General features: G+C 67.7%; 11 protein-coding genes. 6 read left to right on the forward strand and 5 right to left on the reverse strand.

The window, feature by feature from the left end:
• Window positions 1-6 precede the first annotated feature (6 nt).
• Window positions 7-315, reverse strand: a complete 309-nt coding sequence (locus ABUE31_RS10195) for a hypothetical protein (protein ID WP_367723426.1) — start codon at window positions 313-315, stop codon at window positions 7-9.
• A 743-nt stretch (window positions 316-1058) separates the two neighbouring features.
• Window positions 1059-3338 carry an NADP-dependent malic enzyme gene (locus tag ABUE31_RS10200; protein WP_367723427.1) on the reverse strand — a complete coding sequence of 760 codons (2280 nt, stop codon included), beginning with the start codon at window positions 3336-3338 and terminating at the stop codon, window positions 1059-1061.
• A gap of 194 nt (window positions 3339-3532) precedes the next feature.
• On the opposite strand from ABUE31_RS10200, the gene mutS reads away from it, so the two are divergent.
• Window positions 3533-6178, forward strand: a complete 2646-nt coding sequence (gene mutS / locus ABUE31_RS10205) for a DNA mismatch repair protein MutS (RefSeq protein ID WP_367723618.1) — start codon at window positions 3533-3535, stop codon at window positions 6176-6178.
• A gap of 19 nt (window positions 6179-6197) precedes the next feature.
• Here the strand turns inward: mutS and ABUE31_RS10210 are convergent, their stop codons facing one another.
• From ABUE31_RS10210 to ABUE31_RS10220, 3 genes are read right to left on the reverse strand one after another with little or no spacing between them, the layout of a single operon-like run.
• Complete coding sequence (locus ABUE31_RS10210; protein ID WP_367723428.1) at window positions 6198-6800, reverse strand: methyltransferase domain-containing protein; 603 nt, start codon at window positions 6798-6800, stop codon at window positions 6198-6200.
• Complete coding sequence (locus ABUE31_RS10215; protein ID WP_367723429.1) at window positions 6801-7607, reverse strand: glycine-rich domain-containing protein; 807 nt, start codon at window positions 7605-7607, stop codon at window positions 6801-6803.
• Complete coding sequence (locus ABUE31_RS10220; RefSeq protein ID WP_367723430.1) at window positions 7519-8001, reverse strand: hypothetical protein; 483 nt, start codon at window positions 7999-8001, stop codon at window positions 7519-7521. The genes ABUE31_RS10215 and ABUE31_RS10220 overlap by 89 nt, the downstream gene beginning before the upstream one ends.
• 186 nt (window positions 8002-8187) lie before the next feature.
• Here ABUE31_RS10220 and ABUE31_RS10225 point away from each other — a divergent pair, with 186 nt between their 5' ends.
• The 5 genes from ABUE31_RS10225 to ABUE31_RS10245 all read left to right on the forward strand — a co-directional run bounded on the left by ABUE31_RS10225 (window position 8188) and on the right by ABUE31_RS10245 (window position 12579).
• The gene (locus tag ABUE31_RS10225) at window positions 8188-9243 is read left to right on the forward strand and encodes an aminopeptidase (protein WP_367723431.1); all 1056 of its coding nucleotides are present in this window, start codon (window positions 8188-8190) and stop codon (window positions 9241-9243) included.
• Window positions 9244-9366: 123 nt separating this feature from the next.
• On the forward strand, window positions 9367-9747 hold the full coding sequence (locus ABUE31_RS10230) for a hypothetical protein (RefSeq protein ID WP_367723432.1): 381 nt from the start codon (window positions 9367-9369) through the stop codon (window positions 9745-9747).
• Window positions 9748-9903: 156 nt separating this feature from the next.
• On the forward strand, window positions 9904-10431 hold the full coding sequence (locus ABUE31_RS10235) for a YcnI family copper-binding membrane protein (RefSeq protein WP_367723433.1): 528 nt from the start codon (window positions 9904-9906) through the stop codon (window positions 10429-10431).
• 103 nt (window positions 10432-10534) lie between these two features.
• On the forward strand, window positions 10535-12091 hold the full coding sequence (locus tag ABUE31_RS10240; RefSeq protein WP_367723619.1) for a copper resistance CopC/CopD family protein: 1557 nt from the start codon (window positions 10535-10537) through the stop codon (window positions 12089-12091).
• A 32-nt stretch (window positions 12092-12123) separates the two neighbouring features.
• Window positions 12124-12579: a copper uptake system-associated protein gene (locus ABUE31_RS10245; protein WP_367723434.1), complete on the forward strand. Its 456-nt coding sequence runs from the start codon at window positions 12124-12126 to the stop codon at window positions 12577-12579.
• Window positions 12580-12699 lie beyond the last annotated feature (120 nt).

Genomic DNA, 12699 nt, shown 5'->3' on the forward strand with positions numbered 1-12699 from the left:
CCGGCGTCAGTCGCCGGGCGCGCCGATGATGCCGATATAGGCGCCGTTCTCCTCGAAGCGGCAGTCGAAGCCGGCGTCGCGGTCGGTGCCCTCGTCGTCCACCGTGCCCATCACGACGAGCTTGCCCTCGCGCCGCACCGGCGGGTCGGTGGTGATGGCGTCGGGCTGCACCTCGAAGCGCGCCGCCGCCGCCTTCTGGCAGAACATGGTCATCTCCCCCTCGGGAACGACGGTGCCGGCCTCCTGGGCGATGCCGCCGTCGGCCCAGCCGGTGATCGCGAGCGCCAGAACCAGGGTTTTCCCATATGTCGTCATCGGAGATACCTCCTCGTTTGAAGACGGCCGCGGGACTTTCGCCGCCCTGTCCGTGGCGGCACATGAGCTTACGCCGCGGCAGCGCCTGCGCCTAGTGCGCGCCATCGCCGTGCCGGGCGGGGCTTCCGGCGGCGAGCGCGTTTCGCCCTCGCCACGCCCTGCCTCCGCAGTCTGGCCTTTGTCAAAGAACGCTCCTCGCCGCGGGAGGAGAAGTCGGGAAGCGGGGCACGGGGCCTGCGCCTTCCTAGTCTGGTAACGTGGCGCGGCTTCCGCGCCCCGCCGGCGATTTCCGTCCGCGTCCGTTCCGCTGCGCCGGTTCTGGCGATGTCGGGCATTTTCGCCGCTCCACCGCCGCGTCTCGCTTTCGCGAGCCTTCGCCAGCTCCGCCTGTGTGCCTCGTCCGGCGCGCGCCGCCCGTAGTGGCGGCAGGGACCCCTGGACGCGGCCTCCCCGGGCGCGGGCTACGTTGGCCCACGCCGGAGGCGCCGTCTCCTCCCCACCTGACCACCGTCGCGACCGGCGTTCCCTCGGGAGGAGCGAGGTGGAGTATGGGGGCAGTGGGAAGAGGGTGGACTAAAATGTCGGGAGATTTTTTGGAGAAGCGCCGGCTAAGTGTCAGAAATCGCAAGTGAGGGGAGCGGTTCACGACAGACTTCCCCCCTCTCTTGCAAACCCCAAGGACTTGGCTGCGCCAAGCCCAGGAATTTGCTTTCTCCCCCGCAAGGGGGGAGATAAGGCTGGCGCTAGACGCCCGCGCTGTACGCCGCGATCGCGGCCATGTTGACGATGTCGCTGTCCTTCGCGCTCAGCGGGACGATCTGCACCGGCTTGTTGAGGCCGACCAAGAGCGGGCCGATGACGGTGGAGCCGCCGAGTTCCTGGAGCATCTTTGTCGAGATCGAGGCCGAGTGGAAGGCGGGCATGACGAGCACGTTGGCCGGGCCGGACAGGCGGCAGAACGGATAGCGCTTCATCACCTCGGGGTTGAGCGCCACGTCGGCGGCCATCTCGCCGTCATATTCGAAGTCGACGCGCCGCTTGTCGAGGATCTTGACCGCCTCCTGGACACGCTCGGAGCGCTCGCCGGCGGGGTGGCCGAAGGTGGAATAGGCGAGCATGGCGACGCGCGGTTCATAACCCATCCGGCGGGCGAAGCCGGCGGTCTCCTCGGCGATGTCGGCGATTTCCAGCGCGTTCGGCATGTCGTGCACGGCGGTGTCGGCGACGATCACCGTGCGACCCCGGCACAGCGCGATCGACACGCCGATGACGCGGTGGCCGGGCCGCGCGTCGATGACGCGCCTGATGTCGTCGAGCGCGGTCGAATAGTTGCGGGTGACGCCGGTCACCATCGCGTCGGCGTCGCCCTGCGCCACCATGCAGGCCGCGAAATGGTTGCGGTCGTTGTTGATCAGCCGCTGCGCGTCGCGGAACAGGTAGCCCTTGCGCTGCAGGCGCTCATAGAGGAAGTCGGCATAGACGCCGTTGCGGCGCGACAGGCGGGCGTTGATGATCTCGATGCCCGGACGGTCGAGGTCGACGCCGGCGGCGCGCGCGTTCTCGCGCACGATCTCCTCGCGCCCGACCAGGATGGCGGTGCCCAGCCGCTGCTGCGCATAGGAGGCGGCGGCGCGCATGACCTGCTCCTCCTCGCCCTCGGCGAAGACGACGCGCTGCGGCTTGCGGCGCACGCGGTCGTAGATGCGGCTGAGCGTCGAGGCGATCGGGTCGCGCCGCGCCGACAGTTCGAGCGCGTATTTGTCGAAGTCCTGGATCGGCTTGCGGGCGACGCCGCTTTCGATCGCCGCCTTGGCCACCGCCATCGGGATCGCCGAGATGAGCCGAGGGTCGAAGGGCACGGGGATGATGTATTGCGGGCCGAACTTCGGCCGGTTGCCCTGGTAGGCGGCGGCGACGTCGTCGGGCACGTCCTGGCGTGCGAGCTCGGCGAGCGCTTCCGCCGCGGCGACCTTCATGGCGTCGTTGATGGTGGTGGCGCGCACGTCGAGCGCGCCGCGGAAGATGTAGGGGAAGCCCAGAACGTTGTTGACCTGGTTCGGATAGTCCGAGCGGCCGGTCGCCATGATCGCGTCGGCGCGGATCGCTGCGACCTCCTCCGGCGTGATCTCGGGATCGGGGTTGGCCATGGCGAAGATGATCGGATTCTCAGCCATCGAGCGGATCATGTCCTCGGTGAAGGCACCCTTGGCGGAGAGGCCGAAGACGATGTCGGCGCCGTCGAGCGCGTCGGCGAGCGAACGCGCGTCGGTCTTCGCGGCATGCGCCGACTTCCACTGGTTCATGCCCTCGGTGCGGCCCTGCCAGACCACGCCCTTGGTGTCGCACAGGATGATATTTTCGGGCGAAAAGCCCATCGACTTGATCAGCTCGATGCAGGCGATGCCGGCCGAGCCGGCGCCGTTGCAGACGAGCTTCGCCGTCTTCATGTCGCGTCCCGTGAGGTGCAGCGCGTTGATCAGCCCGGCCGCCGCGATGATGGCGGTGCCGTGCTGGTCGTCGTGGAAGACCGGGATGTCCATCAGCTCGCGCAGCTTCTGCTCGATGATGAAGCAGTCGGGCGCCTTGATGTCCTCGAGGTTGATGCCGCCGAAGGACGGGCCGAGATAGCGCACGCAGTTGATGAAGGCTTCGGCGTCCTCGGTGTCGACCTCGAGGTCGATGGAATCGACGTCGGCGAAGCGCTTGAACAGCACCGACTTACCTTCCATCACCGGCTTCGAGGCGAGCGCGCCGAGATTGCCGAGGCCGAGGATGGCGGTGCCGTTGGAGATGACGGCCACCATGTTGCCCCGGGTGGTGTAGTCGAAGGCTTTTGACGGATCGTCGGCGATGGCCTTGACCGGCACCGCGACGCCCGGCGAATAGGCGAGGCTGAGGTCGCGCTGGGTGGCCATCGGCTTGGTCGGCACGATCTCCAGCTTGCCCGGGCGGCCCATCGCATGGAAATGCAGCGCCTCCTCCGGGCTGACGGACGGGCCTGCGTTTTCCGGTTTCCTGGCCATGCCGATGTCCCCTCCCAGGGATGCTGTCTGTGGACTGCAGCTTTGTTTTTGTGGAGCGTTCGGGATTAAGGCTACACTCGAAAGCCGTAAAGGGCCAAACAGATGGCCCATCCCGACAATCGGCCGCAACGGAAGACGTGGTGAACGACGAGACGCCGATCAAGCGCGAGACTGCCCAGCCGGCCGCCACGCCGATGATGGAGCAGTATGTGGAGATCAAGGCGGCGAACCCGGATTCGCTGCTGTTCTACCGCATGGGCGATTTCTACGAGCTGTTCTTCGGCGACGCCGAGGAGGCGAGCCGCGCGCTCGGCATCGTGCTCACCAAGCGCGGCAAGCATCTCGGCGAGGATATCCCGATGTGCGGCGTGCCGGTGCACGCCGCCGACGACTACCTGCAGAAGCTGATCGCGCTGGGGTTCCGGGTCGCCGTGTGCGAGCAGGTCGAGGACCCTGCCGAGGCCAGGAAGCGCGGCTCGAAATCGGTGGTGAAGCGCGATGTCGTCCGGCTGGTCACGCCGGGCACCATCACCGAGGAAAAACTGCTGGCGCCCTCGGAATCGAGTTTCCTGATGGCGCTCGGACGGGTCAAGGGCAGCGGCGACAACGCCTATGCGCTGGCCTGGACGGAGATCTCGACCGGCGCCTTCAAGGTGGCCGAGACCAATGCCGAGCGGCTGCTGTCGGACGTGCTGCGGGTCGACCCGAAAGAGCTGATCGTCGCCGACAGCGTGTTTTACGACGAGGAGTTGCGCCCCGTCTTCGACGTGCTGGGACGGGTGGCAAACCCCCAGCCGGCACAGCTCTTCGACAGTTCCGCCGCGGCGGGCCGCGTCGCGCGCTTCTACGGCGTGGCGACGCCGGACAGTTTCGGCACGTTCAGCCGCGCCGAGCTGTCGGCGATCTCGGCGGTCATCGCCTATGTCGAGAAGACGCAGATCGCCGAGCGGCCGCCGCTCGACCTGCCCGAGCGCGAGGAGAACGGCGCGACGCTGTTCATCGACCCGGCGACGCGCGCCAACCTCGAGCTGATGCGCACGCTGTCGGGCAGCCGCGACGGCTCGCTGTTCAAGGCGATCGACCGCACGGTGACGGGCGGCGGCGCGCGGCTGCTGGCCGACCGCCTGACCGCGCCGCTGACCGACCCCGGGGCGATCAACCGGCGGCTGGATTCGGTCTCCTTCTTCCGCAGCGAGGCGCGGCTCGGCGAGGCGCTGCGCGCGTCGCTGAAGGGCGTCGCCGACATGCCGCGTGCGCTGACCCGGCTGGCGCTCAACCGCGGCGGCCCGCGCGACCTCGGCGCGCTGCGCGCCGGCTTTGCGGCGGCGGGCGAGATCGCCGCGCAGTTCCGCAGCGCGCCGCTGCCGGACGAACTGGCCGAGGCGATGCGGGCGATCTCCGCCTTGCCCGCCGGTTTCGCCGGGCACCTGGAAGAGGCGCTCGCCGACGAACTTCCGCTCCTGAAGCGCGACGGCGGCTTCTTGCGCGAGGGCTATGACGGCGGCCTCGACGAGGCGCGCGGGCTGCGCGACGAGTCGCGAAAAATCATCCTCGGCATGGAGCGCGACCTGCAGGATCAGACGGGCATCCGCTCGCTGAAGATCCGCCACAACAACGTGCTCGGCTACTACATCGAGGTGACGGCCAATCATCAGGCCGCGATGAACGGCACCGACGAACTGAAGGGCCGCTTCATCCACCGCCAGACGATGGCGAACGCCATGCGCTTCACCACCACCGAACTGGCCGGGCTGGAGACGAAAATCGCCAACGCGGCCGACCGCGCGCTGACCATCGAGCTCGCCGCCTTCGACCGGCTGGCGGCCGAAGCGGTCGAGGCCGCCGACGCGATCCGCGCCGGCGCGCAGGCGCTTGCCGTGCTCGACGTGTCGTCGGCGCTGGCAGCCCTGGCGGCGTCGCAGGACTATTGCCGCCCGCAGGTGGACGACAGCCTCGCCTTCGCGGTCGAGGCAGGGCGGCACCCGGTGGTCGAGCAGGCTCTGCGCCGCCAGGCGGCGGCGCCGTTCGTCGCCAACGACTGCGACCTGTCGCCCGAGGACGGCGCCAGGAACGGCGCGATCTGGCTTCTGACCGGTCCGAACATGGGCGGCAAGTCGACCTTCCTCAGGCAGAACGCGCTGATCGCCATCCTCGCGCAGACGGGCAGCTACGTGCCCGCGCGCTCAGCCCATGTCGGCGTTGTCGACCGGCTGTTCTCCCGCGTCGGCGCATCCGACGACCTGGCGCGCGGACGCTCGACCTTCATGGTCGAGATGGTGGAGACCGCCGCGATCCTCAACCAGGCCGGCGAGCGGAGCCTCGTCATCCTCGACGAGATCGGCCGCGGCACGGCGACCTTCGACGGCCTGTCGATCGCCTGGGCGGCGGTGGAATACCTGCACGAGCAGAACCGCGCGCGCGCGATCTTCGCCACCCATTTCCACGAGATGACCGCGCTGTCGGGGAAATTGAGCCGGCTTCACAACGTCACCATGCGGGTCAAGGAATGGGAAGGCGACGTCGTCTTCCTGCACGAGGTGGCCAAGGGCGCGGCCGACCGCAGCTACGGCGTACAGGTGGCGCGGCTCGCCGGCCTGCCGGCCGCCGTGGTGGCGCGGGCGAAAGACGTGCTGGCGCAGCTCGAGAGCGGCGAGACCGCCAACAAGGCGGAAAAACTGATCGACGACCTGCCGCTGTTTTCGGCCGCCGTCCGGCGCGAGACGCCGGCCGTCGCGAAGGCCGATCCGGTGGCCGACGCGCTCGCCGCGATCAATCCGGACGAATTGACGCCGAGGGAAGCGCTGGAAGCGCTCTACCGGTTGAAGGGGCTGGGAAGATAAATTCGCTCAGTCGCGGCCTTCACACGTCCGGCTTTCGGCATATGCACTGATAGACGTGCCACCTCTTCGGTCGGCCTTTCGCATCTGCGCCCATGAACTTCCGTTCCCGCAGGACAAGTTGCTGGAGTTGCGCCAAGCCCGCCGCGACTTCCTTCCTTTCAAGGAAGATCAGCCGGGGTTTCGTGCCCGCCCACTCGTCCTGGCATCCGAACAGCGTGCAGCACAGCAGACCTCCCGATGTCAGGCCAGCGATGGCGGCAGCCGTCACACTCCGCAACTCGGCGCGAGAAAGGAACGGCAGCACGTGGATCGCAACGATCAGGTCGTAGGCGTCCGGGGCGATCACGAAGTCGCGGATATCGCGCTCAAACAGGCGAAGACGCGGATCGCCGATCGCCGCCGCGTCGGAAGCCACGGCCGGATCGCTATCGACGGCATCGACGAAAAAGCCATGACCCAGCAGAAGACGCGTTTCGTTGAGGGCACCGGCGCCAAGATCAAGTGCGCGTCCGCCTGTCGGCGGGCGTAGCGACAATGCCTCCAGCACCAGCGGATGCGGCGTCCGCGCCAAGCCGGCAACCGAAAGTCCTGGATGTGACGGCTTGGAGTCGAGGCGAACCATTCAGCCGGCCACCCGCAGGACGCCACTTTCGACAAGTGCGGCGGCCAGCCCGACCTTTTCCTCGTCGTCGAGACCGCCCGGCAGTTCACGAACGTAGAACGCCGGGCTCCTGGCGATGAAGGCCAGCGCATCGCCGGCGATGTCGTTGATCGTCAGGAGGATGTCGCCGGTGTCCGCGACAAGATCCAGCGTCTCGCCCTGCCGCCTGATCGTCAGCTTTCCCGCCAAAGCGTTCCGCAGGCGGCGGTCGGGCGCCAGGCTTCGCTCATCGTACCAGACGTCCGGCAGAGACTGGCCGAAGAGTTGGCGGTACCGAACGCAAAATTCCGCAAACGAAGCGACCGGCGCGGCGCTTCCGGCGCCGGATCGCGGCGCATTGTTCGGCGCGTGGTGAACATAGTGGCCAAAGTAGCTTTGGCAGAACCGGCTGTATTGCGCGGTATATAGAATAAACTGGTGCCAGACCTCGTCGACTCGAAGGGAATACATGTCCCAGACCCGGCTTTTGTCGGTTGCGGCAAGGACGAGATACTTCTTGACCTCGTCGAACAGCGCGTCTGCCTCATCGACCGAGGCGGCGAGCTGATGTTTGACAAGCCTTTCGACAAGATAGGGCGCTTCGAAGCCGAGAGCGGCAAGCGGGCTTGGAGCGCCGCCTGCCCCATCTTTCGTGGATTCGTCGGTTGCTTGGGCCATATGCGGATGCCGGCCGCTGCCGTCACTCCTCAAGCGCTTTGCACTCGGAACTGCACTCCCTGCAGTTGCACGGACTGATGCAAAGGCTGCACATGCTGATACAGTTGCCACAGGCATCGTCCCGGGCGCTGCGGATGCGCGTCAGCATCTTCAATCGCCCCTTGCTGATCGCCACGAGCTTTCTGTTTCCCAGGGCGGGTGTCATGTCCTCCGCGTCGCCGGTGCGGCGCCTGGTAATCTTTGCCTTGCTCCTGATCCAGATGCGCTTTGCTCCGAACGGCAACACCGCCTCCGGCACGTCCTCGACGTGGAGCACGTCCTCGGAGGGAACTTCGATGCAATCCGCCAGTTCGTTTAGGCTTGCGTAGAGGACCATCGATCCGTTGCCGGTGGATGGGCCGCAATAGCCCATGAAGGTCACCGAGTCGGTAGCCTCCTGCCTGTTCGCGCTTTCAAAAAAGGGGTGGACGGAGATTTCGGGTGTCTTGCCTCGAGCCTTGGCCATAGCCGTTGCCTCCCGACAACTGCCCAAGTCCCCGGCAAGACTATCTGCCCAGTTCTTCTTGTTGGCAATTTCTAATTTTTCAGGCCTTTCCAGTCTCGGCGTGGCGGTTGCGACCCGCCTCAACCGCACCGCCCGCTTGCCCGCCGCTGCGCGGGCGGGCTAAATCCGAGCCATGGATGGCAGGGCGTGAGGCGAACGTTGTTCCGGCTGCTTGCGGCGGCGGTCGTGCTGTGCGCCTTGACCGGCTGCGCTGGCTACTACGCGCAGTCGCTGAAGGGGCATGCCGAGATCCTGGCGGCGCGCAGGAACGTCGCAAGGCTGATCGACGATCCATCGACGCCCGAGGCGTTGCGCGCCCGACTGGCGACGGCGAGCGCCATCCGCCAGTTCGCGAGCGAACAACTGGCGCTGCCCGACAACAGCAGCTACCGCAGCTATGTCGACATCGACCGCGACTACGTGACCTGGGCCGTCTTCGCCGCGCCGGAGTTCTCGCTGGCGCCACGCATCTGGTGCGTCCCGGTCTATGGCTGCGTTCCCTATCGCGGCTACTTTTCCGAAAAGGCCGCGGCGGGCCAGGCGGCCGAACTGCAGCGGCAGGGATACGAAATCTACGTCTCGGGCGTCACCGCCTATTCGACGCTCGGCCTGTCGAGCGACCCGCTCCTGAGCACGATGCTGCGGCAGGGCGAAACCTGGCTGGCCGGCGTGGTGTTTCACGAACTGGCGCACCAACGCGTCTATGTGAAGGGCGATTCCGCATTCAACGAGGCGTTCGCCGTCGCCGTCGAGACCACCGGCGTCGAGAAGTGGCTGCGCGCGACCGACAATCCGGCCGAACTTCGCGGCTACGAGGCCGAGCGCAAGCGCGAGACCGACTTTTTCGCGCTGATAACGCAGGCCCGGGACGAACTGGCGCAAATCTATGCCGGCTCGGCGGGCGCGGAACGGAAGCGTGCGGCAAAGGCGGCGGCGATCGAGCGGCTGCGCGCGCGCTATCGCCGCATGCGCGAGGAACGCTGGGGCGGCTACAGCGGCTACGACGGCTGGTTCGACGGGCCGATCGACAACGCCAAGCTGGCCGCGGTTTCCGTCTACGGCGACAAGGTTCCGGCGTTCCTGCGCCTGTATAGCCTGTGCTCGGGCGACTATCCGCGCTTCTACGCGGCAGTCCGGCATCTCGGAGTGCTGGACCCGGCCGAGCGGGACAAGGCGCTGACGGCGGCGAACACATGTGAGTGAGCGGGGCTGGTGCCCGCAGTTCCGCCATGATCCGCCGGGATTTCCTTGCAGCCTCTTTGTCGCGTGAAATGCGGGTTCTCTCGCCACGGCGGCCGTGCTAACGGAACGTCACGGAGGTGCGGATTGAACGCAACCAAGCAGCAACGACGCTTGCCGCTCGCGCTTGTCGCGGCCGCGGTGCTCGTGCTGAATGCGCTGCTGTCGCCCTGGGCTTATGCCGCGCCGCAAGGAACGCTTGTCGACGCCTTCGGAAATCCGCTCTGCATCACCAGCGCGGACGGCCATGCGCCGAGTCCCGCCCGCGATCATTCCAGCTTTCCTGACTGCTGCACGCTCGGTTGCGCCGGCGCCGCTCACGCGCTGGCCGCGCCGCCTGGCGCAGGCGACGCGCTTGCCCATCCGCTCCTGCCGCGGGCTGTCGCCGCCTCGGCGAGTGAGCCGATAGTCTTGAAGCCTGCCGGGCACAACCCGGGCAGTCCGCGCGCTCCCCCACGGTCGATCTAGGGCCGCCGGGCGACGCCCGGCATTTTCTTCGTGGCAGCCTGGGCCGAAACGCAAGGCGGCGTCGCCTCGTCCGGCTGGCCGGTCGGGCAAGCGTTGCGCCGCGATCCTGTTCAGAGACAAGGCCGGCGCGCGCCGGCAGACCCAAGGAAAATTCCGATGAAAACCCATTTGTCCGCGCTCGCGGTCCTCGCCCTTGCCGCGAGCCCCGCTTTCGCCCATGTGACGCTGGAGAAGGGCGAGGCCCCTGTCGGCTCGACCTACAAGGCGGTGCTGCGCGTGCCGCATGGCTGCGAGGGCAAGCCGACCAACGTCGTCCGTGTCCAGATCCCGGAGGGGGTCATCTCCGTCAAGCCGCAGCCGAAGCCAGGCTGGACGCTGGAGAAGGTGCGCGGAGCCTACGCGAAATCCTACGACTACTACGGCACGCCGATGTCGGAAGGCGTGAAGGAGATCGTTTGGAGCGGCGGCAATCTCGGCGACGACGAGTATGACGAGTTCGTGCTGCGCGGCTACCTGACCGGCGACCTGCCGGTTGGGGAAATGCTCTACTTCCTCGTCGTCCAGGAGTGCCCGGACGGCGCGGCGGAGCGCTGGATCGAAATCCCTGCCGCCGGCAAGACGAGCGACGACCTCGAAATGCCGGCCCCGGGAATCCGGCTTCTGGAAAAGACCGGCGGTCATTGACCGGAGGGAAGCCGCAGCTGCGCCACAAGCGCACCGCGGCCGACCCGGGAGGAATTTCATGCGATATGTCTTCTCAAACTTGAGAGCATTCGGTCTGTTGGCGATGCTGCTGCTGGCTCTGGCCGCGGGCGCGGGGCCTGCTGCGGCGCATGCTTCGCTCAACGCGTCCGACCCCCCGGACGGCGCGGTGGTGGAAGCCGCCCCGAAAAGCCTGTTGCTGACATTCAGCGAACCCGTCTCGCCGCTGTCGTTGACGCTGGTCAGGCCGGACGGCTCCTCGATTGCGCTGACCGGCTTTGCGCTGCGCGACAGGTCGGTCGAGATCGCGACGCCCGACGACCTCGGACAGGGAACGCATGTGCTGAGCTGGCGCGTGGTGTCGGCGGACGGCCATCCGGTCGGCGGCGCGGTGGTGTTCTCGATCGGCGAGGCCAGCGCGGAAGCGCCGATGGTCGATGACAGCGTGGACTGGATGGTACGGTTTGCCCTTTGGGCCTCCAGGATCGCCCTGTACGTCGGGCTGTTGCTCGGCATCGGCGGCGTGTTTTCGCTGCGCGTGCTGATGCCTGGCATAGCAAGCGGGCGAAATGTGGCCGGCGCCGCGCTGGCGGTCGGCATCGTCGGCGCGTTCCTTTCGGCAGGCTTCCAGGGCCTCGATGCGCTGGGCGCGCCGATCTCCAGGCTCGGCGAGCGCCTCGTCTGGTCGACGGGCTTCGGCACCAGCTACGGCGACACGGTGCTGGCGGCCCTGGCCGCGAGCGGGCTTGCCGCGCTCGCGCTGGCCCGGTCCGGCCCGGCGGCGACGGTGGCGGCGTCGCTTGCGCTGCTCGGCGCGGGATTGTCACTGGCCCTGAGCGGTCATGCGAGCGCCGCATCGCCGCAATGGCTGATGCGCCCTATGGTGTTTCTGCACGCTGCGGCTGTCGCCGCATGGGCCGGCGCGCTGGCCCCGCTGGGGCTCGCTTTCCTGCGGCGGGAGCCTGGACGCGCGGTTGCGCTCGCGCGCTTCTCGCGAACGATACCCGCCGTTGTCGGCGTGCTGGCGGTCGCCGGCCTCGTCCTTGCGTTGGTTCAGGTGGAGCGCTTGGCGGCGCTGTTCGAGACGGACTACGGCGCGGTGCTGTGCGCGAAGCTCCTGCTGCTCGCGGGCCTGTTTTCGCTCGCCGCCGTGAACCGCTGGTCGCTGACCCGGCGTGCCGGGGCCGGCGAGGCGGTGACGGAGCGCCGGCTGGTGGCCTCGATCGTCGCCGAAACGCTGCTCGTTCTGGTGGTGTTGGCCGCGGTGGCCGCTTGGCGCTTCACGCCGCCGCCGCGGGTGCTTTTCGCGCAAGCCGCCGCGCCGGTCACCGAGTACATCCATACCGAAAAGGCGCTGGCCTACATCCAGTTCGCGCCCGGCCGTGCTGGCAGGGTGGACGCGTCGGTCAACATCCTGACCGGCGATTTCGAGAAGCTCGACGCCAAGGAGGTGACCCTTGTCCTGTCCAATCCGAAGGTCGGCATCGAGCCGTTCAAGCGCGCGCTGGCAAGGCGGGGCGAGGCCAACTGGCGCGCCGACGTCGACATCCCCATCGCCGGCTTGTGGCGCGTCCGCGTCGACGTGCTGGTAAGCGATTTCGAGATCGTCCGGCTCGAAGGCCAGGTCAGGATCGCGCCGTGAAGCCGGTCCCAAGAAAAAGAGGAGCACTACCGATGAGAACCATGTTGTCCCTGATTTCGGCCATCGCATTCGGCGCGGCGGTCGCCTGCTTTCCGGCGCTGGCCGAGGACGCCGTCGATGCAACTGCGATCCGCCACCTGATGATGGCCACTTTCGACAAGCCCGAAGCGCCACTGACAGTCGGGCCTATCACTGTCGCCGGCGATGTCGCCGTCGCCGGCTGGGCGCAGGGAGAAACGGGCGGCCGGGCCTTGCTGCGCCGCAAGGACGCGGCGTGGGCCTTGGCGCTGTGCAGCGGCGACGCCCTCAGGGAGGCGAAGGCGCTGCGCCATTTCGGCCTCACCCCTGCGGAAGCGGAGGCCATGGCCAGGGCGGTGGTCGAGGCCGAGGCGCGGCTCGATCCAGCCCTGGTCGCGAGGTTCTCAGCATTCGACGGCGTGGTGATGATGGACGAACAGGGGCATCATCCGCCTGCTCATGGCGGGTAGGACGCCGGAACGCTAGCGGCTTGCAGGGTGGCGTGCGCGGGCGCATGATCCCGCGCAAGAGGCCGGCATCGGGCAAGACCCACGCCTGCTGGGCAGGTGGCCGGCCGGGCTTGGGAGGGC

It is taken from the genome of Mesorhizobium marinum, from assembly GCF_040813675.1.
In the GTDB taxonomy this organism is placed as follows: domain Bacteria; phylum Pseudomonadota; class Alphaproteobacteria; order Rhizobiales; family Rhizobiaceae; genus Mesorhizobium_K; species Mesorhizobium_K marinum.

What these genes read in the sequence shown, in the direction of transcription:
- ABUE31_RS10195 (WP_367723426.1), bottom strand. Translation starts at nt 315, where the DNA reads ATGACGACATATGGGAAAACCCTGGTTCTGGCGCTCGCGATCACCGGC.
- ABUE31_RS10200 (WP_367723427.1), bottom strand. Translation starts at nt 3,338, where the DNA reads ATGGCCAGGAAACCGGAAAACGCAGGCCCGTCCGTCAGCCCGGAGGAG.
- mutS (WP_367723618.1), top strand. Translation starts at nt 3,533, where the DNA reads ATGATGGAGCAGTATGTGGAGATCAAGGCGGCGAACCCGGATTCGCTG.
- ABUE31_RS10210 (WP_367723428.1), bottom strand. Translation starts at nt 6,800, where the DNA reads ATGGTTCGCCTCGACTCCAAGCCGTCACATCCAGGACTTTCGGTTGCC.
- ABUE31_RS10220 (WP_367723430.1), bottom strand. Translation starts at nt 8,001, where the DNA reads ATGGCCAAGGCTCGAGGCAAGACACCCGAAATCTCCGTCCACCCCTTT.
- ABUE31_RS10235 (WP_367723433.1), top strand. Translation starts at nt 9,904, where the DNA reads ATGAAAACCCATTTGTCCGCGCTCGCGGTCCTCGCCCTTGCCGCGAGC.
- ABUE31_RS10240 (WP_367723619.1), top strand. Translation starts at nt 10,535, where the DNA reads ATGCTGCTGCTGGCTCTGGCCGCGGGCGCGGGGCCTGCTGCGGCGCAT.
- ABUE31_RS10245 (WP_367723434.1), top strand. Translation starts at nt 12,124, where the DNA reads ATGAGAACCATGTTGTCCCTGATTTCGGCCATCGCATTCGGCGCGGCG.